This is a genomic window from Streptomyces diastaticus subsp. diastaticus (assembly GCF_011170125.1).
GTDB classification, from domain to species: Bacteria; Actinomycetota; Actinomycetes; order Streptomycetales; family Streptomycetaceae; genus Streptomyces; species Streptomyces diastaticus.
Window position 1 is genome coordinate 623,325 of sequence record NZ_BLLN01000002.1, and the last position, 21,649, is coordinate 644,973.

20 protein-coding genes are annotated in these 21,649 nt (G+C 70.9%); 11 read left to right on the top strand and 9 right to left on the bottom strand.

The window, feature by feature from the left end:
- Positions 1-11 precede the first annotated feature (11 nt).
- Complete coding sequence (locus Sdia_RS04640) at positions 12-1,520, bottom strand: cytochrome ubiquinol oxidase subunit I (protein ID WP_100457480.1); 1,509 nt, start codon at positions 1,518-1,520, stop codon at positions 12-14.
- Positions 1,521-1,711: 191 nt separating this feature from the next.
- The gene (gene hisC / locus Sdia_RS04645) at positions 1,712-2,794 is read right to left on the bottom strand and encodes a histidinol-phosphate transaminase (RefSeq protein WP_189500052.1); all 1,083 of its coding nucleotides are present in this window, start codon (positions 2,792-2,794) and stop codon (positions 1,712-1,714) included.
- 385 nt (positions 2,795-3,179) lie between these two features.
- Here hisC and Sdia_RS04650 point away from each other — a divergent pair, with 385 nt between their 5' ends.
- The 3 genes from Sdia_RS04650 to Sdia_RS04660 all read left to right on the top strand — a co-directional run bounded on the left by Sdia_RS04650 (position 3,180) and on the right by Sdia_RS04660 (position 6,867).
- Entirely contained in the window at positions 3,180-4,301 is a 1,122-nt protein-coding gene (locus Sdia_RS04650) for a LacI family DNA-binding transcriptional regulator (protein WP_100457478.1), read from the top strand.
- Positions 4,302-4,483: 182 nt separating this feature from the next.
- The gene (locus Sdia_RS04655; RefSeq protein WP_181844066.1) at positions 4,484-5,554 is read left to right on the top strand and encodes a metallophosphoesterase; all 1,071 of its coding nucleotides are present in this window, start codon (positions 4,484-4,486) and stop codon (positions 5,552-5,554) included.
- Between the two features lie 398 nt (positions 5,555-5,952).
- Entirely contained in the window at positions 5,953-6,867 is a 915-nt protein-coding gene (locus Sdia_RS04660; RefSeq protein WP_189500053.1) for a hypothetical protein, read from the top strand.
- Positions 6,868-7,006: 139 nt separating this feature from the next.
- Here the strand turns inward: Sdia_RS04660 and thiC are convergent, their stop codons facing one another.
- Entirely contained in the window at positions 7,007-8,800 is a 1,794-nt protein-coding gene (gene thiC / locus Sdia_RS04665) for a phosphomethylpyrimidine synthase ThiC (RefSeq protein WP_189500054.1), read from the bottom strand.
- Positions 8,801-9,021: 221 nt separating this feature from the next.
- On the opposite strand from thiC, the gene Sdia_RS04670 reads away from it, so the two are divergent.
- Positions 9,022-10,407 (top strand): YibE/F family protein, encoded by a 1,386-nt coding sequence (locus tag Sdia_RS04670; protein WP_115068966.1) that lies wholly within the window; start codon positions 9,022-9,024, stop codon positions 10,405-10,407.
- A 48-nt stretch (positions 10,408-10,455) separates the two neighbouring features.
- On the opposite strand, the gene Sdia_RS04675 is transcribed toward Sdia_RS04670, so the two are convergent.
- The 4 genes from Sdia_RS04675 to Sdia_RS04690 all read right to left on the bottom strand — a co-directional run bounded on the left by Sdia_RS04675 (position 10,456) and on the right by Sdia_RS04690 (position 12,715).
- Positions 10,456-10,893, bottom strand: a complete 438-nt coding sequence (locus Sdia_RS04675) for an SsgA family sporulation/cell division regulator (RefSeq protein ID WP_100457473.1) — start codon at positions 10,891-10,893, stop codon at positions 10,456-10,458.
- A gap of 97 nt (positions 10,894-10,990) precedes the next feature.
- On the bottom strand, positions 10,991-11,809 hold the full coding sequence (locus Sdia_RS04680; RefSeq protein WP_100457472.1) for an IclR family transcriptional regulator: 819 nt from the start codon (positions 11,807-11,809) through the stop codon (positions 10,991-10,993).
- A gap of 171 nt (positions 11,810-11,980) precedes the next feature.
- Positions 11,981-12,196 carry a DUF5326 family protein gene (locus Sdia_RS04685; RefSeq protein WP_100457471.1) on the bottom strand — a complete coding sequence of 72 codons (216 nt, stop codon included), beginning with the start codon at positions 12,194-12,196 and terminating at the stop codon, positions 11,981-11,983.
- Between the two features lie 201 nt (positions 12,197-12,397).
- Complete coding sequence (locus Sdia_RS04690) at positions 12,398-12,715, bottom strand: cupin domain-containing protein (protein WP_100457582.1); 318 nt, start codon at positions 12,713-12,715, stop codon at positions 12,398-12,400.
- Between the two features lie 115 nt (positions 12,716-12,830).
- Here Sdia_RS04690 and Sdia_RS04695 point away from each other — a divergent pair, with 115 nt between their 5' ends.
- The 7 genes from Sdia_RS04695 (at position 12,831) to Sdia_RS04725 (ending at position 18,680) form a co-directional block, all read left to right on the top strand.
- Positions 12,831-13,211 (top strand): phage holin family protein, encoded by a 381-nt coding sequence (locus tag Sdia_RS04695; protein WP_100457470.1) that lies wholly within the window; start codon positions 12,831-12,833, stop codon positions 13,209-13,211.
- Positions 13,212-13,413: 202 nt separating this feature from the next.
- Positions 13,414-14,538 (top strand): cystathionine gamma-lyase, encoded by a 1,125-nt coding sequence (locus Sdia_RS04700; RefSeq protein ID WP_185393203.1) that lies wholly within the window; start codon positions 13,414-13,416, stop codon positions 14,536-14,538.
- Positions 14,539-14,781: 243 nt separating this feature from the next.
- Positions 14,782-15,687 carry a LysR family transcriptional regulator gene (locus Sdia_RS04705; protein ID WP_189500055.1) on the top strand — a complete coding sequence of 302 codons (906 nt, stop codon included), beginning with the start codon at positions 14,782-14,784 and terminating at the stop codon, positions 15,685-15,687.
- Positions 15,688-15,732: 45 nt separating this feature from the next.
- A complete protein-coding gene (locus Sdia_RS04710) occupies positions 15,733-16,215 on the top strand; it encodes an NUDIX domain-containing protein (RefSeq protein WP_189500056.1) in 483 nt (160 codons plus the stop codon).
- 260 nt (positions 16,216-16,475) lie between these two features.
- Positions 16,476-17,354 (top strand): GNAT family N-acetyltransferase, encoded by an 879-nt coding sequence (locus tag Sdia_RS04715; protein ID WP_189500057.1) that lies wholly within the window; start codon positions 16,476-16,478, stop codon positions 17,352-17,354.
- 253 nt (positions 17,355-17,607) lie between these two features.
- Positions 17,608-18,066 carry a MarR family winged helix-turn-helix transcriptional regulator gene (locus tag Sdia_RS04720; RefSeq protein ID WP_100457465.1) on the top strand — a complete coding sequence of 153 codons (459 nt, stop codon included), beginning with the start codon at positions 17,608-17,610 and terminating at the stop codon, positions 18,064-18,066.
- Between the two features lie 218 nt (positions 18,067-18,284).
- Positions 18,285-18,680, top strand: a complete 396-nt coding sequence (locus Sdia_RS04725) for a GNAT family N-acetyltransferase (protein WP_189500097.1) — start codon at positions 18,285-18,287, stop codon at positions 18,678-18,680.
- A gap of 156 nt (positions 18,681-18,836) precedes the next feature.
- Here the strand turns inward: Sdia_RS04725 and Sdia_RS04730 are convergent, their stop codons facing one another.
- Both Sdia_RS04730 and Sdia_RS04735 read right to left on the bottom strand, forming a co-directional pair.
- Complete coding sequence (locus tag Sdia_RS04730) at positions 18,837-20,237, bottom strand: serine hydrolase domain-containing protein (protein ID WP_189500058.1); 1,401 nt, start codon at positions 20,235-20,237, stop codon at positions 18,837-18,839.
- Between the two features lie 248 nt (positions 20,238-20,485).
- The gene (locus Sdia_RS04735; RefSeq protein ID WP_189500059.1) at positions 20,486-21,634 is read right to left on the bottom strand and encodes a serine hydrolase domain-containing protein; all 1,149 of its coding nucleotides are present in this window, start codon (positions 21,632-21,634) and stop codon (positions 20,486-20,488) included.
- Between the last annotated feature and the right edge of the window lie 15 nt (positions 21,635-21,649).

Genomic DNA, 21,649 nt, shown 5'->3' on the forward strand with positions numbered 1-21,649 from the left:
TCAGCGCTCCCTCAGTACGAGAAGGCCATGGGGCGGTCGGCGTCGGCCGAGTCGCCGCCGATCTTCTTGGGCGGATTGAGGTCGGCCTCCGTCAGCTCGGGCGGTCCGGCCTTGACGTACTTCACGAGCAGCCTGACCTCGATGACGGCGAGCACGGCGTAGAGCAGGGTGAAGACGATCATCGAGGTGAGTACCTCGCCCTGGGAGACGCCGGGGGAGACGGAGGCCGAGGTGCGCAGGACCCCGTAGACCGCCCAGGGCTGGCGGCCCATCTCGGTGAAGATCCATCCCCAGGAGCTGGCTATCAGCGGGAAAGCCAGCGTCCAGAGGGTGAGGCGCCAGTAGAGGCGGCTGAAGCGAGGGCTCAGCACCTTGTTGCGGAAGAGCACGAGGTTCGGCACCTCGTCCTCGCCGGTGCGCAGGCGGTGGGGGAGGAGGAACTTCCTCCGGGTGAGCCAGAGGCCGAGCAGTCCGATGCCGAAGGAGGCCATGCCGAAGCCGATCATCCAGCGGAAGCCCCAGTAGGCGACCGGGATGTTGGGCCGGTAGTCCCCTGGCCCGTACTTCTCCTGGTACTCGGCGTTCATGTCGTTGATGCCGGGCACGGGATCGGAGAAGTTGCTGTGGGCGAGGAAGGAGAGGAGGCCCGGCACCTCGACGGCGACCACGTTGTGGCCCTTGTCGACGTCACCGACGGCGAAGAGGGAGAACGGCGCGGGCCCCTCGCCCTCCCAGAGCGCTTCGGCCGCCGCCATCTTCATCGGCTGCTGCTCGTACATGATCTTGCCGAGGGTGTCGCCGCTGACCGCCGTGAGCAGGCCGCCGACGGCGACGGTGACCAGGCCCAGACGAAGGGAGAGCCGCATCGAGTCGATGTGCTTCTTCCGCATCAGGTGGTAGGCCGCGATGCCCGCCATGAACGCGCCGCCGGTGAGGACGGCCGCCGCGATGGTGTGGAAGAACTGCGCGAGCGCCGTGTTCTGGGTCAGCACGAGCCAGAAGTCGGTCAGCTCGGCACGTCCGGTCGCCTCGTCGATGCGGTAGCCGACCGGGTGCTGCATCCAGGAGTTGGCGGCCAGGATGAAGTACGCGGAGAGGATGGTGCCGAGGGAGACCATCCAGATGCAGGCGAGGTGGATCTTGGGTGGCAGCTTGTCCCAGCCGAAGATCCACAACCCGATGAAGGTCGACTCGAAGAAGAAGGCGATCAGCGCCTCGAAGGCCAGCGGGGCGCCGAAGACGTCCCCGACGAAGCGCGAGTAGTCGGACCAGTTCATACCGAACTGGAACTCCTGGACGATGCCGGTGACGACTCCCAGGGCGATGTTGATCAGGAAAAGCTTGCCCCAGAACTTGGTTGCCTTGAGGTACTTCTCCTTGCCTGTCCGCACCCATGCGGTCTGAAGCCCGGCGGTGAGTCCGGCCAGCGAGATCGTCAGGGGGACGAAAAGGAAGTGGTAGACGGTTGTGATGCCGAACTGCCATCGCGACAGGGTTTCCGGCGCCAGTGCAAGATCCACGTCTCCTCCTTGGATCACCCGCGAACGGTGCCCACTTCGCCCTCGTTGATCCTCCGCAAAGCGGGGGATACAGGATGCGCTTGTGAACGCGTTCACATTCACAAGCAATTATGTCCTACCACCTGACAAGAGCAGAAGGCGGGGCCCCCTTCCCGGGGACCCCGCCTTCGCCTCGCGCCTGCCGGCGGCCGTCAGCCGCTCTTGCGGAACGCCTCCGTCACCTTCAGGAAGAGATCGTTCGCCTCCGGCTCACCGACGGTGACCCGCACACCCTCGCCGGCGAACGGCCGGACCACGACCCCGGCCCGCTCGCAGGCCTGGGCGAACTCGACCGTCCGCTCCCCCAGCCGCATCCAGACGAAGTTGGCCTGCGTCTCGGGCACCGTCCACCCCTGCTCCTGGAGCGCGGAGACCACGCGGGCCCGCTCCCCGACCAGGGCGCCGACCCGGCCGAGCAGCTCGTCCTCCGCGCGCAGCGAGGCCACGGCCGCGTCCTGGGCGAGCTGGCTCACACCGAAGGGGACCGCCGTCTTCCGCAGCGCCGCCGCCACCGGCTCATGGGCGACGGCGAAGCCGACCCGCAGCCCGGCCAGGCCGTACGCCTTCGAGAACGTCCGCAGCACCGCGACGTTCGGCCGGTCCCGGTAGATCTCGATGCCGTCCGGCACCTCGGCGTCCCGGATGAACTCGCGGTACGCCTCGTCCAGCACGACCAGCACGTCACCGGGGACCTGGTCGAGGAAGCGCTCCAGCTCGGCACGGCGGACGACGGTGCCCGTGGGGTTGTTGGGGTTGCAGACGAAGATGAGGCGGGTGCGGTCGGTGATCGCCGCAGCCATCGCGTCCAGATCGTGCACCTCTCCGGAGGTCAGCGGCACCTGGACCGACTTCGCCCCACTGATCTGCGTGATGATCGGGTACGCCTCGAACGACCGCCAGGCATAGATCACTTCGTCACCCGGGCCCGAGGTCGCCTGGAGCAACTGCTGCGCCACCCCGACCGACCCGGTCCCCGTCGCCACGTGCTCCTGCGGCACCCCGAACCGCTCGGCCAGCTCGGCCGTCAGCGTGGTGCAGGCCATGTCCGGGTACCGGTTGAGCTGAGCGGCGGCGGCCAGCGTGCTCTCCAGGACTCCGGGGAGCGGCGGGTACGGGTTCTCGTTGGAGGACAGCTTGTAGGCCGCCGGGCCCTCGGAGGCGGAGGCGGGCTTCCCGGGCTTGTAGGTCGGAATGCCCGCAATCTCCGCACGCAACGTGGGGGTCGACTCGCTCACCGCGGTCCTCCTCGTGATCATCGGTTCGAATACTTCTCACCTTATGAGGATTGAGCTTCCCGGCGCAGGGCCTCGGCGAGGAGAACACGGTGCGTGGCTCGTCGGGCACCGAGCGGCACGAGGCGAGAGGGCGCGCGAAATCTCCCCGCGCGCCGGTGGCCCGCGCCGTGGCGCGCATCCCTCGTGAAGGTGAGTTGGGCCTTCGCCGCCCCCTCATCCGATAAGCGGGGTCATTCCTCCGAAGCGTGCGAATCAACGGGCAAGCGCGGCAACCACGCTGCATTTAGCTGGTGTTGAGCACGAACCGCCGTGCAGAAACGTCACCGTCAACGCTTGCATATGCATCCGGGTCTTCCGCCCCCGTGAGCCCTACTATCGGCTCGCCATGACAGCAGCAGGGAAGCACCAGGTGAGCCGAACGGATACGACCCGTCGGAGAAGCCGGCCAGTGCGGGCGGGCATCAGAGATGTGGCCGCCGCCGCCGGCGTCTCCATCACAACCGTGTCCGACGCCCTCAACGGCAAGGGGAGACTGCCGGACGCCACCCGCCGCCACGTCCGGGAGGTGGCGGAACGACTCGGCTACCGCCCCTCGGCGGCGGCCCGCACCCTGCGCACGGGCAAGTCGGGCCTCATCGGTCTGACCGTGACCACGTACGGGGATGAACCTTTCACCTTCACGGAGTTCGCCTACTTCGCGGAGATGGCCAGGGCCGCCACCTCCGCCGCTCTCGCCCGCGGCTACGCCCTGGTGATCCTCCCCGCGACCTCCCGGCTCAGCCCGGTCGACGTCTGGTCCAACGTGGCACTCGACGGCACCGTGGTGGTCGATCCCGCCGACGACGACCCGGTGGTCCGCGAACTCGCCCGCCAGGGACTCCCCGTCGTCTCCGACGGCCGGCCCGCGGGCTCCCTGCCCGTCACGGCCTGGGTCGACAACGATCACGAGGCGGCCGTCCTCGACATCCTCGACCACCTCGCCGCGGCGGGGGCGCGCCGCATCGGGCTGCTCACCGGCACGACCACCGACATGTACACCCGCCTCTCCACCTCGGCCTACCTGGACTGGTGCGCCCGGATCGGCCAGGACCCGGTGCTGGAGGCGTATCCGGCACATGATCCGTGCGCCGGCGCCGTCGCCGCCGACCGGCTCCTGGCCCGGCCCGACCGGCCCGACGCCGTCTACGGGCTCTTCGACCCCAACGGCACCGACCTCCTCGCCGCCGCCCGCCGCTACGGTCTGCGCGTCCCCGAGGACCTGCTCCTGGTCTGCTGCAGCGAGTCCACCGTCTACGCCAGTACCGAGCCGCCCGTCACCACGCTCTCCCTCAAACCGCGTCGGATCGGCACGGCCGTCGTCCAGCTCCTCATCGACGCCATCGAGGGCGTCAACCAGGACCAGCCGGTGGAACAGGTGATACCGACCGAGCTGATCGTCCGGACCTCCTCGATGCGGCGCTCCCCACGCACCACCGTCAATCCTCCCCGCTCCCCAGGGCAGGGGTGAGCGACACGGGGAGCACCGGGAAAAAGTCCTCCCAATTCGGAAGGAATCCCCGGTGAACAGAGGTCCCGTCGTTATTCACCACCCCTGGTGCACCACACAGCGCGATCCTCATTCCTATGATGGGCGGACGACACCGCGGGCCGCTGCGACCAGGCAGTCCGAACCGGTGCAGAGGCGGCGCGATGGTGGTGGAGGGGTCGATGACTCAGGGGGCCAGTCAGGGACCCACGGTGCGCACGGCGACACTGCGTGACTTCCGGGTACCCGCGTACGTCCAGCAGGCGGGGCCCCCGGCCACGTCCGCACCCGTCGACGAGGAACCACCGGACGGCTACACCCCGACCCAGCGGGACCTCCCGGTCATCAACCGGGGCGACACCGTGCAGGTGACGGTGGCCCCGGAGGAGGCCACCGCGCGCACCACCTCCGACGGCCTCGGGCCGCTCTACGCGGTGGGAGACGTCCACGGTTACCTGGACGAGCTGCTCGCCGCCCTCCAGGCACAGGGACTGGTCGACGCCGACGGCAACTGGTCCGCGGGGAACGCCCGCGTCTGGTTCCTGGGCGACTTCACCGACCGCGGCCCCGACGGCATCGGCGTCATCGAGCTGGTCATGCGGCTCTCCGCGGAGGCGGCCGCGGCAGGCGGGTACTGCAAGGCCCTGATGGGCAACCACGAGTTGCTGCTGCTGGGCGCCAAGCGGTTCGGCGACACCCCGATCGACTCCGGTGCCGGCACGGCCACCTTCCAGGCCGCCTGGCTTCTCAACGGCGGGCAGAAGAGCGACATGGAGCGGCTGGAGGACCACCACCTCCAGTGGATGTCCCGGCTCGACGCCATCGTCGAGGAGGACGACCACCTGCTCCTGCACTCCGACACCACGGCCTATCTGGACTACGGCGACTCCATCGAGGCGGTCAACGACACCGTTCACGACATCCTCACCCGCAACGACGCCGACGAGTGCTGGGACCTCTTCCGCAAGTTCACCAAGCGGTTCGCCTTCCGCGACGAGGGCGCCTCGGCCGCCCGCGAACTGCTCGGCGTCTACGGCGGCCGCCGCGTCGTCCACGGCCACAGCCCCATCCCCTATCTGCTGGGGGAGTCCGGCTCCTCCGAGGACGGCTCATCCGACAGCGGCCCGCAGATCGACGGGCCGCACATCTACGCCGACGGCCTGGCCGTCGCGCTCGACGGCGGGGTCACCATGGCGGGCAAACTCCTGGTCAGCGGCCTGCCCCTCGCCGACTGAGCCGGGCGGACGGACCGGCCCTGCCGACCCCGGGCCGTGGACGGCACGGCCGGCGTGGGCGGTCGGTGCCCCGGCACGGCGCACCACGGCCGCTCCGGCGCGGGACTGCCCGACCGCGCTCACGACCACCACCGAGCAGTCCTTCCCCGGCCGACGGCCGCTGTCCCGCCCCGGCGTACCGTGCCGGAAAGTGGCGCCCGCCCCGCCCGGACCGGCCGGGGCCGTACGGGCCGGTGAGCATACGGGAAGGTGCCGCCCGGCCTCCCTTTTCCGCGAAGTCACTGTCACATCGGGCCGTTACCGCTCTACCATCGACATATCCGTAGCAGGCTCTCCTCCGTTCCCACCGACCCGCCCGCGACGTCGCGGGCGGCGATGCCCTACGGACACCTCGGGGGATGCACATGAACGGCGCTCCGCACCTGTTGGACGAGGACCGGGCCGCGTACGAGCGGCTCCTCGACGAAGCCCTGCGCACCATCACCCACGACGGAGGCGGCCCCGCCTCGCCGAACTCCGGCCCACGGCCCTCCCTCCCCGAACTGCGCCAGCTCGCGCTGGGCGACAGCGCCGCGATCACCGCGGCGGCCGCGGCCGAGTACCGGCACCTTCTCGCCCTCCGCGAGGAGTTGAGCGAGACCACCGCGGCTCGGCCCACCACCGGCGACGACCGCTCCGCCGCGCCTGACGCCGGCGGTCTGATCACGGCCGTGAGCCAGATGACCGAGGCCACCGGCGCGGGCGTCCTGGCCGTCCTGACCGTCCTCGCCCCGCTCCTCGCCGGCACGGCGGCCCTCATATTCCTGCTGGTCGGCTATGGGCTGCGGATGCTGGACCCGGTACCGGCGCCCGCGCAGACGCTGCTCACGACGGGCTGGGTGTTCGCCGCACTCGCCGCGGCCGCCCTGCTCGTCGCCGGCCTGGCCCTTCTGGTGACCGCCCTGCGCAACAAGGCGCTCTTCCCGGTGTCCCCGCTGCCGGCCGATCCGCTCCACGGCGAGGTGCGGCAGGCCGCCGAGGCCTGGGAGCGGGCACTCACCGAACGCGGCATCCTGCCCTTCCTCCGCGCCACCCTCGCCGAAGCCTCGGCGAGGGTCCCCGAGACGAGGCCCGCCGGCGAGGTGGAGTCGGCGGACCGCGCCCCGGCCGTCGAGTCGGATCGTATGCCCCACCTCGGCTACGGCCGCCCGGGCTTCAGCAGCCCCTCGGAACGCGGGCAGGGCCGACCCGGCTCCCGCCCCTCCTACCAGAGCCCGCAGTTCGGCAGCCCGGACTTCAGTGGTCCCGAGTACGACGGTCCGGGGCACGGATGAACGGTGGCCGACCGGGCGCTTCCGGCGCTCCGGCCGACCACTCGCCGCGTTTCACGTGAAACAGGACCACGAAGGGCGTTTCACGTGAAACATCGACGGTAGGGGTGTTTCACGTGAAACGCCCCCACCGCTGCGGCACTCAGTCCGCCAACGGCAGATAGACCCGGTTGCCGGACTCGGCGAACTCCTTCGACTTCTGGAGCATGCCCGCCTCGATCTCCTCCTGGGACGCCCCCACGTCCGAGGAGTCGCCGAACCGGGTCGCGATGTCCTGACTGATCTTCATCGAGCAGAACTTCGGCCCGCACATGGAGCAGAAGTGCGCCGTCTTGGCCGGTTCGGCCGGGAGGGTCTCGTCGTGGAACTCCCGGGCGGTGTCCGGGTCCAGAGCCAGATTGAACTGGTCCTCCCAGCGGAACTCGAACCGCGCGTCGGAGAGCGCGTCGTCCCACTCCTGGGCCCCGGGATGCCCCTTGGCGAGGTCGGCCGCGTGCGCCGCGATCTTGTAGGTGATCACGCCGGTCTTCACGTCGTCCCGGTTGGGCAGGCCGAGGTGTTCCTTGGGGGTGACGTAGCAGAGCATCGCCGTACCCCACCAGCCGATCATCGCCGCGCCGATGCCCGAGGTGATGTGGTCGTAGGCAGGGGCGATGTCCGTGGTGAGCGGGCCGAGGGTGTAGAACGGCGCCTCCTCGCAGATCTCCTGCTGGAGATCGATGTTCTCCTTGATCTTGTGCATGGGCACGTGGCCGGGCCCCTCGATCATGGTCTGCACGTGGTGCCGCTTGGCGATCGTGTTCAGCTCGCCGAGGGTGCGGAGTTCGGCGAACTGCGCCTCGTCGTTGGCGTCCGCGATCGAGCCGGGCCGCAGTCCGTCGCCCAGCGAGTAGGTGACGTCGTAGGCGGCGAGGATCTCGCAGAGCTCCTCGAAGCGCGTGTAGAGGAAACTCTCCTGGTGGTGGGCCAGGCACCAGGCGGCCATGATCGATCCGCCGCGCGAGACGATGCCGGTCTTGCGCCGCGCGGTCAGCGGCACGTGGGCGAGCCGTACCCCCGCGTGGACGGTCATGTAGTCGACGCCCTGCTCGGCCTGTTCGATGACGGTGTCCTTGTACACCTCCCAGGTCAGCTCCTCGGCCTTGCCGTCGACCTTCTCCAGTGCCTGGTAGAGCGGAACGGTGCCGATCGGCACCGGGGAGTTGCGCAGCACCCACTCGCGGGTGGTGTGGATGTTGCGGCCGGTCGAGAGGTCCATGACGGTGTCGGCGCCCCAGCGGGTCGCCCAGGTCATCTTCTCCACCTCCTCCTCGATCGAGGAGGTGACCGCCGAGTTGCCGATGTTGGCGTTGACCTTCACCAGGAACCGCTTGCCGATGATCATCGGCTCGCTCTCCGGATGGTTGACGTTGGCCGGCAGGACGGCCCGGCCCGCCGCGATCTCGTCGCGGACGGTGCGCGGGTCGAGCTTCTCCCGGATGGCCACGTACTCCATCTCCGGGGTCACTTCGCCGCGCCGCGCGTAGGCGAGCTGGGTGACCGCGCGGCCGGGGACGGCGCGGCGGGGCCTGCGCGGCCGGCCGGGGAAGACCGCGTCGAGGTTGCGCAGACCGCCGCGCGGGCTGGTGTGCTTGATCCCGTCGTCCTCCGGGCGGACGGGGCGCCCCGCGTACTCCTCGGTGTCGCCGCGCGCGGTGATCCAGTGCTCCCGCAGGGGCGCCAGACCCCGGCGGACGTCGGTCTCCACTCCCGGGTCGGTGTACGGGCCGGAGGTGTCGTACAGCGTGACGGCGTTGCCGTTGGTGAGGTGCACCTGGCGGACCGGCACGCGCAGATCGGGGCGGGAGCCCTCGATGTACGCCTTGTGCCAGCCGATGGACTTCCCGGCCTCGTTCTTCTGCTCGGAGGCAGGCGTGCGTACGTCCTGTGTGGTCATGAGACCTACTCCCTACGCCGGCATTACCCGGTAACAGGTTCGGCGGTCGACGCAGCGATGTCCCTGGCCCTGACCGGTCTTGGCGACCGGTCGTCCAGCGGAGGTCAGCGCCCTCTCAGCCCGGTGCTCCGAGCTCCCGCGTGTACAAAGGTGGCTCCACGCTAACGTCCCTTCGGCCGTGCTGAACAGTGGGCCTCGCCGACTCTTGCGATGATCGACGCGTGACCTCGACGACGCCACCGCCGCCCCCGCCCTCGCAGCCCCCCTCGGACGGGCCGCCGCCCGGCGGCCACGACGGGGGTCCGCCGACGGGCGGTCACGGGCACTCCCACAGCCACGGCCCGGCCGCTCCCGTCTCCAGGCATCTGCGCAAGGTGATCGCGGCCGTCCTGATCCCCTTCGCCGCCGCCGTCGTGGTCGGGCTGCTCGTCCTGTGGCCCGGGGGAGCACCGCCGCACGAGCGGACCGGTGTCGGCATGGACCGCCAGACGGAACAGGGCTCGGTCACCAAGCTGGAGCAGGTCGACTGCTCCGACGTGAACGTCTCCCAGCCACCCCCCACCGGTGACACCTCCACCCCGGAGGGCCGCTCCGCGCAGGAGCAGGCGACCGGACGGTGCGAGAAGGCCACCATCGAGGTGACCTCCGGGCCGCACGCGGGCCGCACCTTCACCGAGATCGTGCAGCCGGACGCCTCCCGCAAACTGAGCCAGGGGCAGGGCGTGGTGGTCGCCTACGCCCCGGACGCGCCGGAGGAACTCCAGTACTCCGTCACCGACGTCGACCGGAAGTTCCCGCTCACCCTGCTGGCCGCGATCTTCGCCGTGGCGGTGGTGCTGGTCGGCCGGATGCGGGGCCTGATGGCGCTGGTCGCGCTCGCCGCGAGCTTCGCGCTGCTCACGCTGTTCATCCTGCCGGCGATCCTCCAGGGCTCGAATCCTCTGGTGGTGGCGGTGGTCGGCGCCAGCGCCATCATGCTGATCGCCCTGTATCTCTGTCATGGCCTGACCGCGAGGACCTCGGTGGCGGTGCTCGGCACTCTGGTCTCCCTCCTGCTGATCGGCGTGCTCGGCTCGGTCTTCATCGGCTGGGCCGCTCTGACGGGCAACACCGACGACAACACGGGCCTGATCCACGGTCTCTACCCGGAGATCGACATGAGCGGCCTGCTGCTGGCCGGCGTCATCATCGGCTCCCTCGGTGTCCTGGACGACGTGACGGTCACCCAGACCTCGGCGGTGTGGGAACTGCACCAGGCCGACCCGTCGATGGGCCGGCGCAAGCTCTACCGGGCCGGCATCCGCATCGGCCGGGACCACATCGCCTCCGTGGTGAACACCCTGGTGCTGGCGTACGCGGGTGCCGCTCTGCCGTTGCTGCTGCTCTTCTCGATCGCCCAGAGCAGCGTGGGCATGGTCGCCAACAGCGAGCTGGTGGCGGAGGAGATCGTCCGGACCCTGGTGGGCTCGATCGGCCTGGTCGCCTCTGTCCCGGTGACGACGGCGCTGGCGGCACTGGTGGTGTCGGCGGACAAGGGCACGGGGGTGCCCGTGGGCGGCGCTCCGGCGGCGCGCGGCGGCAAGGGGCGTCGCCGCAGGAAGCGCTGAGGCGGGTGCCGGCGCCGGACGGGCGGGGCCCGGCCGGCGCCGGTTCACTCAGCCGGCGCTCTGTTCCTCCGCGAGGATGCGGTTCAGGGCATCGTCGAGGTGGGTGTCGAAGTCGGCGTGAGCCCGTTCGCTGCCGAGCGGGACGAGCCGGTCGGTGCGGTCGAGGAAGGCGAGCAGCGGTGCCTTCCCGGCACGGAACAGGGCCTGCTCGGAGCCGACCTGGAGGGTGATGTGCACCTCCCTGGTGGCCTCCCGCCCGACCGGACAGACGTGCACGTCGCCGTCGCCCGCGGCGTCCAGGACTCCGTCGACCAGCAGTTCGCGGCCGAAGACCCAGGTGACAGGTGCGTCGCCGGGGAGGTGGAACGTCAGCCGCACCGCGTACGGATCGACGGTCTCGTACCGCAGCTCCACCGGGATGCGGAACGCGAGCTCCTCGGAGACGAGGAAGCTCATCATGACCTCTGCCTGTACTGACTCGCGCATGGACTACCCCGCCAGTTGCCGCCACGTGGCCGAAATCCGTCCCGGCCCTTCATGGCATCTTGCAGAACGCCATCATTGGATCACAAGGAGTGAGTTTTCAGATGCTGATAGAGAACCGGAGCCGCCGGAGAATGCTGCCGACGTCCCGGTGCAGCAGTTGCGTGGTGGACCGCAGGCGTTCGGCCTGTGCGGCGGGGAGGGAGAGGGCGAGGACAGCGGCGGTGGACCCGACGGTGATCGGCACGGCCGCGCAGGCCACACCGAGGGCGTACTGCTGATACTCGACGACCGGCTGCATACGCTCGGCCGCGGCCAGCCGGCGCAGCAGGCGCCGGCTGTCGGGGACCGAGTACGGGGTGAGTTGCCGGACCGGATGCCGGGAGAGGTGATCCCGGCGGCCCTCCTCGTCGAGCTGCGAGAGGAGGCACTGGCCTATGGCGTGGGCGTGGGCGGTCTCACGGAAGTCGGCCCATTCCGCGACCGCGGGATTCCCGGGCGTGTCCGCCGTCGCGACCAGGTCGACCTCGCCGTCCCGGTACATGGCGAAGTAGACGGGCGCACCGAGGCGTTCGTGCCAGTGGCGCAGGACCTCGTCGATGAGGTGGCGGCGGCTCTGCTGGGCGTGCGCCTCGTCGAGACGGGCCACGGCGGATCCCAACACGTAGACGCCGTCGACCCGTCGGAGGTACCGCTCGTGGGTCAGGGTGCGCAGCAGGTGGTAGGCGGTGGGCAGCGCGACGCCCGCCTCACGGGCCAACTGCTTGGCGGGGGCACCGCCTTCGTGGACGGCGGCGGCCTCCAGCAGCCGAAGGGCCCGCTGGACGGAGCCGATGAGCGTAGGCGCGACGTGGCCGTCGTCCTGGTGAGTACCCGTGGACCAGTCATCCGGTCGGTCCGCGGGCGTGGCGTGGGCCATGGCCTGGTCACCCCCGGAGAGCCTGAACCCCCGGGCGCGGCCGCCCGGAGCGGTGCGAAGGCGGGGCCTTCGCGCCGGATTCCGGACTGTAGCCGGTGGCCTCGCGGCGGGTTCCCCGCTTGGGGAGCCATTCCCCCGGGTGGAGGAATCGCCGCGTCTGCGTCCTGCCGGCTACCAGCTGCCGCTGCCCGAGGACGGGAAGAACTTCCTGACCACGTAGATGAGTCCGCCGACGAGGGCGACGAAGATCAGGATCTTGAAGAGCAGCCCGACGACGAAGCCGACCACGGAGGCGATGAGGCCGCCGAAGATGAAGAGGGCGAGGACCGGGACGGCGATCCACTTCACCCACCACGGAAGTCCGATGAATACCTCGCGTGCGCCCATGACCTGTCCCCTCTCTGCCTGTCGCGCCCCGGTGGCGCGGCCGACGGTGCGGCCCGGACCTCGTCGGCCCTCGCGCTGCCGTGTCGTCTTCGATGCTAGGCGGCCGCAGCGAACGGTGGGCGGCTCGCGCCCCCCGTCTCTCCCTGACCCTCCCCCTAGGGAACAGCCGGGGCGCCGCCAGGGTTCCCGCCCGTACCGGCCTCAGCCCTCCGGCGGGGAGAAGACCACCATGACCCGCAGGTCCTCGCTGATGTGGTGGAACTTGTGCGGCGTACCGGCCGGGACGTAGACGACACTGCCGCGCCCCACCTCGGTGGTCTCCTCGCCCACGGTGATGGCCGCCCGGCCGCTGACGACGAGGTACACCTCGTCCTGGCGGTGCGGCTGCTGCGGGTCGAGCTGACCGGCGTTGAGGGCGTACAGGCCCACGGACATGTTCCGCTCACGCAGGAACTGGAGGTACGCGCCGTCGTTGGCGGCGCGCTCCGCCTCCAGTTCGTCGAGCCGGAAAGCCTTCATCAGCCGCTGGCCTCTCTGTTCGCTTCTCACGGTGTGCCTTCGGTCCGGCCGGCCGCTCGCGGGGCGAGCGGTGTGCCCGCTGACGGCGCCGATCTTGTCTGCCACGATCAGACACATGACCAATTTCCTAGTCAAGACGCTGGCGAACGCGGCTGCCCTTCTGGTCGCCGTGTGGCTGCTCAAGGACATCACCCTCACCGGCGACAGCACCGGTAACAAGGCGCTCACACTCATTGTCGTCGCCCTGATCTTCGGCCTGGTCAACTTCCTCGTGAAGCCGGTGGTGAAGGTCCTGACCTTCCCGTTGTTCGTGCTCACGCTTGGCCTGATCACGCTGGTGGTCAACGCGCTGATGCTGCTGCTGACCTCCTGGCTGGCAGGCCAGTTCGAGCTGGGTTTCCACGTCGACGGTTTCTGGACCGCCGTCCTCGGCGGCCTGATCATCTCGGTGGTCTCCTGGGCGCTGAACGTCGCCCTGCCCGACCGCAAGGACTGACCCCGCGCCTTCGGCACTCCCCGCCTCGGGGCGGATCTCCCTGCGAGCAGTCCGCCCCGCCGGGCTCTCTCCGCGACGTCCGTCCAGGTCGTGGACGTGTGGTGCGCGGGGAGGAAAGCGTGTCCGATGCTGGAGGCGGGCGGCCCGGCCGTGGAGGTCCGCCCGGCAGGGGCCAGGGACGACGCGAGAAGGGCGGCCACCAATGACGGGCGACGGCACGAGGGCGGTACGAGCGGGTCTGCCCAAAGCGGTGAAGAACGAGCCGACACTCCCCGGACCGGTCTTCGCCGCCCACTTCCACCTTCCCGGCGACGTGAGCGGACCGTACGCCTACGGCCGGGACGACAATCCGACCTGGACCCATCTGGAACAGGCCATCGCCGAACTGGACGCGCCGGGCGGGAACGCCCACACGCTGGTCTTCGCCTCGGGCATGGCGGCCATCTCGGCCGTGCTGTTCTCCCAGCTCGGTGCGGGCGACACCGCGGTGCTGCCGGACGACGGCTACCAGGCGCTGCCGCTCCTGCGCGAGCAGCTGAGCGCCTACGGCGTGGAAGTGCGCACCGCGCCGACCGGCGGTGACGCGCAACTGGACGTCCTGGACGGCGCCAAGCTGCTGTGGATCGAGTCCCCGTCCAACCCCGGCCTCGACGTCTGCGACATCCGCCGCCTGGTCGACGCCGCCCACGCCCGGTCGGCGCTGGTCGCGGTGGACAATACCCTGGCGACTCCGCTCGGCCAGCGACCGCTGGAGCTGGGCGCCGACTTCTCGGTGGCCTCGGACACCAAGGGGATGACAGGCCACGGCGACATCCTGCTCGGCCACGTGACCTGCCGCGACGCCGAGCTGGCCGCGGGCGTCAAGCGCTGGCGCAAGATCGTGGGCGCGATCCCGGGCCCGATGGAGGCGTGGCTCGCCCACCGCTCCCTCGCCACGCTGCACCTTCGCGTCGAGCGGCAGACCGCCAACGCGCTGGCGCTGGCCGAGGCTCTCCGCGCCCGGTCCGACGTCACGGGCCTGCGCTATCCGGGGCTGTCCGACGATCCCTCGCACACGGTCGCGGCCCGCCAGATGCGGCGCTTCGGTTCGGTCGTCTCGTTCGACCTCGGCGCCAGGGAGCGGGCCGAGCGCTTCCTGGCCGAGCTGCGGCTAGTCGAGGACGCCACCAGTTTCGGGAGCGTGCGCTCGACCGCGGAACGGCGGGGCCGGTGGGGCGGCGACGCCGTCGGGGAGGGATTCGTCCGCTTCTCCGTCGGAGCGGAGGACGCCGAGGACCTGGTCGCCGATGTCGCGCGCGCCCTCGACCTCTCTCACGGGGCCGTCTGAGCTGTCCTGCGACGCCCGGCCGTGCGTCGCGGAGCGACGCCGGCCGCGGTGAGCCGCGCGCGTGGGAACGGCCCGAGCCTCCCCCCTCGTGGCTCGGGCCGTTCTGGGCTCCGTACAGAAGAGCCACCTCATCAAGGCTAGTTGACCCTGCGTCAGTGTCCAATCACTGTGGCGGCAGCGACCTATCGACATATTTATAGTTGCACCGCGAGTGACGGCCTGCGACGCGAAGGGGTTGAGTGCGTGGACGTGGCGCTGCTGCGTACGTTCGTCATGGTCCACCGAGCCGGCTCCTTCACCCGCGCCGCCGCCCTGCTCGGGCTCTCCCAGCCGGCCGTCACCTCGCAGATACGCACCCTGGAGCGCCAGCTCGGCCGCCCGCTCTTCCTCCGCAGGGCCCGCGGTGTGACGCCCACCTCGGTCGGCGACGAACTCGCCCACCGGGCCGCGCCGCACCTCGACGCCCTGGCGGAGATCGCGGAGGGCGCCCTCACCGTGGAGGCGCCGCTACGGACGCTGCATCTGGCAGGGCCGCCCGAGTTCATGGCGGACCGGGTCCTGCCCGCGCTGGCCGGCCTCAGAGACCCGTCGGGACCGTCGGTCCGGCTCCGCGCCGCCTTCGGTTCGGCCGAGGAGGTGCTCGAAGGGCTCGCGGCCGGGCACCACGACCTCGCCGTCACCACCCGCCGCCCGCGCGGCACCCTGCTCAGCTCAGGAACACTCTGCGACGAGGAGCACCTCCTGGTGGCGGCACCGCACTGGGCCGCGCGGTTCCCACCCGGGGCGGTACGGCGCGGCGGGGCCGAGGCGCTCGACAAGGTGCCGGTCGTCGATGTCCACGAGACCCTGCCCTTCACCAGGCGCTACTGGGCCACGGTCTTCGAGGCGCCGCCTCCGGAGCACGCGGCCGTGGTCGCTCCCGATCTGCGGGCGGTCCTTGCCTGCGTGGTCGCGGGAGCGGGGATGGCGGTCCTGCCGCGGTACCTCTGCGAGGACACTCTCCTCCGGCGTGAACTGGTCACCCTGCTGGAGCCCTCGCTGCCTCCACTGCGCACCTACTTTCTCGCCGTGCGGACCGGTACGCAGTCGCTGCCGCACCTCGCGGCCGTCCACGAGTGGCTGATGCGGGCGGCCGTCGCCTGGGGGTGAGCCCGCCGATGTTTCACGTGGAACACGCGGGGCCAGATTTCCTCCATGACCGTTCGCTCCGTGGTCAAGCGCACCGCCCGGGCCGTGCTCCTCGACGGTGACCAGCTCGTCCTGATCAAGCGCACCAAGCCCGGCGTCGATCCTTACTGGGTGACTCCGGGGGGCGGAGTCGAGCCGGAGGACGGCAGCGTCGTCGCCGCGCTCCACCGTGAGGTCCTGGAGGAGCTGGGCGCCAAGATCACCGATGTGGTCCCCTGCTTCGTCGACACGGTCGAGCACATCGGCGTGGACGCCGAGACCACCGGCGTGAAGGTGCAGCACTTCTTCGTCTGCCGCCTCGGCACCATGGACCCGGCCCTGCGCCATGGTCCCGAGGTCGAGGAACCCTGCGGAGAGTACGAGATCGTGCGCATTCCCTTCACCCGGCTCGGCATCGCCTCGGTCCACCTGGTGCCCCTGTCGTTGCGGCACTACCTGGACGGCAACATCGAGGGCGTCCGGGCGCTGCTCGCCCCGGATCTCGGCTGAGCGGGCGCGCGGCCGGCCGTGTCAAGCAGCCCGGCGTCCCCTGCCGCCGAACCGCTTCCGGCCCGTCGGCCCGAGTGGGGGTGTTTCACGTGAAACAGGGCACATCCCGGCTGTGGCCGCACGCTGCCGGAGGGGGCTGCTCACCGCGTGAGCTGCGGGAATGCCCGGCTCGGGCCTGGGCGTGGCTGACCGCGGAGCCGGTGATCCCCGGCTGAAAAGACGGTGGACGCGGAGGTCCCCCGTCGGCCAATCTGAGCCGCGTGTCGACACCTGCGCTCTCCGCTCTACCCGTCCGTCCGCTCACCCTCCGGGATCTCCCGGCCTGCACGAGCCTCGCGTACGACCGGGGGTGGTCCCCGGACGAGCACAAGTGGCGACTGCTGCTCGCGGCAGGACACGGGGTCGGCGTGGACGCTCCGGACGGAGGCGGGCTGCTGGGCGCCTGCACGCTCACCGACTTCGGCCCGCACGAGGCCCCCGCCTTCACCGCCATCGGCATGGTGCTGATCGCCGACCGGTACGCGCGGCAGGGCTTCGGCCGCCGCCTGCTGGAGCACGTCATCCGGTACAGCGGCTCGGTCCCGCTCACCCTCTACGCCTCCGCCGGCGCCGTCCCGCTCTACCGGAAGCTGGGCTTCAGCTCCGTGGGCCAGGCCGCGAAGGCCACCGGGCGGTTCACCGGCCCCGCCTCGTCCCCGGCGCGTCCGGGGCTCTCGCTCTCCCCTGCCCGGGCGGGCGATCTGCCCCGCATCCTGCGGCTCGACGCCGAGGTGTTCGGAACCGACCGGACGCCCCTGATCACCCGGCTCCCCGCCTTCGCCGACCGGCTCCTGGTGGCGGAGGAGGGTGGGGAACTGACCGGCTTCGCGGCACGCTGGCCCAGCACCGGGAGCGAGGTGGTCGGTCCGCTCGTCGCCCGGGACGGCGACACCGCCCGGGCTCTGATCACCGCCCTGGCCGTGGGCAGCCACCGTCCGCTCCGCGTGGACGTCGACGTGCGGCACACGGCCCTGCTGGACTGGCTGGGCGGGAGCGGGATGCCGGTGACGGAGGTCAGCGACCTGATGACCCGCGACCTGCCCGCCCTCCCCGGCGACTGGACCAGGCGTTTCGCCCCCCTCACCGTCGCCGCGGCCTGAGCGTCCGCAGGACCACGACAGCCCGCCGGGCACCCTCGCTCCGCCGGGGCGGACGAGTTCACGCCACGCGCCAGCCAGGAGATGGCGCGTGGCGTGAACAGCCGCGTTGAGCCCTCACACGGGAACTTTTACTTGCGCCAGCCCGCTACACGCATACGCCGTATATTGCGTCGATGACTTAGGCTGGACGACAACCCGGACAGTAGACCGCCCCGGGCGGCCGAGAGGCCACGACGAGGAGGAGCGAGGAGCCATGACCGCCACGGACCCCGCACTGACCGCGCTGGCACAGAGCTGGTGCGCCCTGTCGCTGCTGCACGGCCGTATCGAGGCACACCTGGAGCGGGCCCTCCAGTCCGGGCACGGCCTCAGCACGCGCGAGTACTCACTGCTGGACGTACTCAGCCGACAGCACGACGGCGAGGGCGGCCATCTGCAGATGAAGCAGGTCGCCGACGCCGTCGTCCTCAGCCAGAGCGCCACCACGCGACTGGTGACCCGGCTGGAGGACCGCGGCCTGCTCTCCCGCTACCTCTGCCCCACCGACCGGCGCGGCATCTACACCGACGTGACCCCGTCGGGGGCCACTCTCCTCGAAGAAGCCCGCCCCACCAACGACGCGGCCCTGCGGGAAGCCCTCGACGCCGCCGCCCAGAATCCCGAACTCGCCCCACTCGTCCAGGCCGTGGAGACCCTGCGCGTCCCCGCCTGACGTCATCACCGCGCCCGGAGCGCCCAGGGCGCTGCTCTACTGTGCGGCTCATGGATCACTTCAGCAGCACGCCCCAGCAGGACCACGAGCCCACAACCACAGACGATGCCGCCGCACCCCGCCCGCGCGGCGACGCGGACGGCCACCGGGAAGCCCGCTCCACCGGGGAACTGCTGATCCGCCCCGCCGAAGTCTCCGACGTGGCGGCCATCGTCGCCATGCTCGCGGACGACCCGCTGGGCGCCACCCGGGAGTCCCCGGAGGACCTCACTCCGTATCTGGCGGCCTACTCCCGGCTGGCCTCCGACCCCCATCAGCGCCTCGTCGTGGCCGAGCGTGCCGGCAAGGTCGTCGGAACGCTTCAGCTGACCCTCGTCCCGGGCCTCTCCCGCCGGGCCGCCACCCGGTCCCTCATCGAGGGAGTGCGCGTCCACGCGGACGAGCGGGGAAGCGGTCTCGGCAGCCTCCTCATCGAGTGGGCCGTCGAGACCTCCAGCACCGAGGGCTGCCAGCTCGTCCAGCTCACCTCCGACGCCTCACGCGAGGACGCCCACCGGTTCTACGAGCGCCTCGGTTTCGTCGCCTCCCACGTGGGGTTCAAGCGGCAACTCTGAGCCGCGCTCTGCCGCTTCGGCCGGGCCGGCGCAACAGGCCCCCCGGTGATGGGTGTCTCACGTGAAACCCCGGCTTGAGCCATGTTTCACGTGAAACATCACACCGCCGGGTGCTGGGGATGTTTCACGTGAAACATCCCCTCAATCAGGCTTCGTTCACCCCGACTCGACCTGGCCGTGCCATCCACGGGCATCCACGCCGCCAGGAACCACCGAGTCCGGGGCGTAGGGCTCGCGCGTGTACACGAACGCACCCAGATCCAGATGCGTCACGGCACCTTCGACGTCGCGCACGGGCCGCAGGATCTCCCCGCGGAAGTAACCGTCCAGCCCCCGCCACGTCCCGTCACCGACCGCCTCGAAACGCGAGGCGCGCCCAGTCCCCTTCAGCGGCCGCAGCTCCACCCCGCCATCGGCACCACAGTGCAGTCCGTACGGCGTCACGCCCCAGTACCAGGCACCGGCCAGCTCCAGTACCGCCGGGTCCACCTCCCGCATCGGCCGCCAGAGCCGAGGCATCGCCGGCTCCGCCTCGGCGACGATGCCGAGGAGTTCGGCGGCGAGGGTGCCCACGAGGAGCCCGGAGGTGGTGTTGGCCAGGACGACGGCGGTCAGCCGCTCGCCCTCATGCGACAGCAGGGCGGCCAGGTACCCGGGCAGGGAACCCATATGGCCGGTGAGCGTGGCCCCGGCGCCGCTCAACACCTGCAACCCCAGCCCGTAGGCGCTCTCCGGCGTCCCCGGCAGGCTCGGAGCCGCAGGCGTCCGCATCTCCCGTACCGAGGCCGCGCTCAGCACCTCCTCGTCGCCATCGAGCAGGAAGGCGGCGAAGCGCAAGAGATCCCGCGTCGTCGACCAGAGCTGCCCGGCGGGGGCCATGCGGCCGAGATCGTGCGCCGGCTCCGGCAGGAGCGCGTCGGCCCAGGGGTGCACCGCCCAGCCTCGCGCGTACGGCGCCTGCGGCCCGTAGCTGGTCCGGGTCAGCCCCAGCGGCTCCAGCACCTCGGTGCGCAGCACCTTCTCCCAGGGCTCGCCCCGCATCTCCTCGACGAGTGCGCCGAGCAGGGTGTAGCCGGGGTTGGAGTAGTGGTGAATCCGGCCTACCGGGTGCCGGTGCGGCTCCTCGCCGAGTACGTCGGACAACTCCGGCCGCAGAGTGCCGGGACTCCGTTCCCACCATTCACCGGGCGCCTCAGCGGCGAGCCCGGCCGTGTGGGACAGCAGGTCGGCGATGGTCGCCTGGCCCGCGCCCGTGCCGGGCAGATGCTTCTCCAGGGGATCGGTCAGCTCCAGAAGCCCCTCGTCACGAAGCCGCATGACAAGAACGGCCGTGAAGGTCTTACTGATGGAGCCGACCCGGTACTGCGTGCGGCCGTCGGTCTCGACCCCGTCGAGCGCGGAGAGGGCACCCTCCCAGATCACCTCCCCGTCCCGCGCCACCCCGGCCACGAGCGACGGCACGCGGGACTCGTTCTGCGCCTTGGCGATCCGGTGGCGCAAGGCCCGACGGGTGGTGGGCAGAAGGCCGAGGTCTTCGACTGTCTCATCAGTTGTCATGGTCTCCACTCCACTCGCTCGGCCAAAGGAGGTCCAGCACTTTCCGCGGACAGGTCCAGTCCGCCCCGATCGACCGGCACACGGACTCAGCCGCTGCTGCGCACCTGGACGGCTCTCGCTCCTCGAATCGCTCCCGCTCCCGCGGGCCGACCGCCACCAGGAGCTGAGCCGCGGGTGGGGAGCGAGGAGTGCACATCCGCCCCCGCCACCTCGGTCTTCCGGCGGATGGGCGTCGGCGTTGACGCCTGTCACCCCTTGAGGCACGCACGGAGCGCCGTGACGAGCCGGTTGGCCCGGTCGTCCCCGTGGCCGATCATGCGGTTGGCCACGTAGGCGAAGCCGACGCCGAACTCGTCGTCGCCGAAGACGAACTGGCCCCCCGCACCGTCATTGCCGAAGCTGCGGCCACCCAGCATCGGGCGCGGGTGCTCCGAGTCGAGGAGGAAGCCCGAGCCCCAGCGCTGGCCCAGGTCGAAGCCCTGCCAGGTGGGTCCCGCCGACACCTCGCGCACGGCGTCGGTCACCGTCTCGGTCGAGAGCAGGCGGGAGCCGCCGTCGATCCCCGTCACGGCGGCGCCGTACAGGGCGGCGAGTCCACTCGCGGAGGCGACCGCTCCCGCGCCGGGCAGTTCCATGCCGAGCAGTTCGGGGTCGTTCCAGCCGTGGGGCTCGTCGAGTCCGGGGAAGACCAGCGCTCCGTTCATCGTGACGATGCGCATCAGCAGCGACTGAGGATCACCGGCGGGACGGCCCTCGGCCTCCACCAGTCGCGCCAACTCCCCCGTCTCGGAGGCGGGCAGGCCGATCCAGGCCCGTACTCCGAGCGGCTCGCCGATCGCCTCACGGAAGAACCGGCCCGGGGTGAGCCCGGTGACCCGACGGATGATCTCCCCGACCAGGAACCCGAAGACGTGCCCGTGGTACTCGTACGCCTCACCCGGTTCCCAGAGCGGGACCTGCTCCTCGACGGCGTGGACGACCGGTGCCCACTCGGCGATCTCGGCGAAGCTCGGAGTGCGGTCGAGCACCGGCACTCCGGCCCGGTGGCCGAGCACCATGCGCGTGGTGATCCGCTCCTTGCCCACGGCGGCGAACTCCGGCCAGTAGGTCGCGACCGGTGCGTCGAGGTCGAGCCGCCCCTGCTGGGCGAGGAGATGGGCGCAGATGCTGACGAGGCCCTTGGCGCAGGAGAAGACGGGCACGACCGTCTCGCGGGTCCACGGCCGCCCGGACCGTTGGTCGGCCACGCCGCCCCAGAGTTCCACCACGGGGCGGCCACCCACCCGGACCGACACCGCCGTGCCCAGTTCCCCGAACTCCGTGAAGTTGTCGCGGAAGACGTCGGCCACGCCCCCGAAGGTCTCGTCCGCCCAACCGCCGATCTCCACGACACCCACTCCTGCACACGCTCG

Bases quoted from the DNA above. Each gene is read 5' to 3' on its own strand.
- Sdia_RS04690 (WP_100457582.1), bottom strand. From the start codon at position 12,715: ATGAAGGCTTTCCGGCTCGACGAACTGGAGGCGGAGCGCGCCGCCAAC.
- Sdia_RS04655 (WP_181844066.1), top strand. From the start codon at position 4,484: ATGGTGGTGGAGGGGTCGATGACTCAGGGGGCCAGTCAGGGACCCACG.
- Sdia_RS04710 (WP_189500056.1), top strand. From the start codon at position 15,733: ATGACCGTTCGCTCCGTGGTCAAGCGCACCGCCCGGGCCGTGCTCCTC.
- Sdia_RS04725 (WP_189500097.1), top strand. From the start codon at position 18,285: ATGCTCGCGGACGACCCGCTGGGCGCCACCCGGGAGTCCCCGGAGGAC.
- Sdia_RS04700 (WP_185393203.1), top strand. From the start codon at position 13,414: ATGACGGGCGACGGCACGAGGGCGGTACGAGCGGGTCTGCCCAAAGCG.
- Sdia_RS04650 (WP_100457478.1), top strand. From the start codon at position 3,180: ATGACAGCAGCAGGGAAGCACCAGGTGAGCCGAACGGATACGACCCGT.
- Sdia_RS04675 (WP_100457473.1), bottom strand. From the start codon at position 10,893: ATGCGCGAGTCAGTACAGGCAGAGGTCATGATGAGCTTCCTCGTCTCC.
- Sdia_RS04695 (WP_100457470.1), top strand. From the start codon at position 12,831: ATGACCAATTTCCTAGTCAAGACGCTGGCGAACGCGGCTGCCCTTCTG.
- Sdia_RS04660 (WP_189500053.1), top strand. From the start codon at position 5,953: ATGCACATGAACGGCGCTCCGCACCTGTTGGACGAGGACCGGGCCGCG.
- Sdia_RS04730 (WP_189500058.1), bottom strand. From the start codon at position 20,237: ATGACAACTGATGAGACAGTCGAAGACCTCGGCCTTCTGCCCACCACC.
- Sdia_RS04685 (WP_100457471.1), bottom strand. From the start codon at position 12,196: ATGGGCGCACGCGAGGTATTCATCGGACTTCCGTGGTGGGTGAAGTGG.
- Sdia_RS04720 (WP_100457465.1), top strand. From the start codon at position 17,608: ATGACCGCCACGGACCCCGCACTGACCGCGCTGGCACAGAGCTGGTGC.
- Sdia_RS04680 (WP_100457472.1), bottom strand. From the start codon at position 11,809: ATGGCCCACGCCACGCCCGCGGACCGACCGGATGACTGGTCCACGGGT.
- thiC (WP_189500054.1), bottom strand. From the start codon at position 8,800: ATGACCACACAGGACGTACGCACGCCTGCCTCCGAGCAGAAGAACGAG.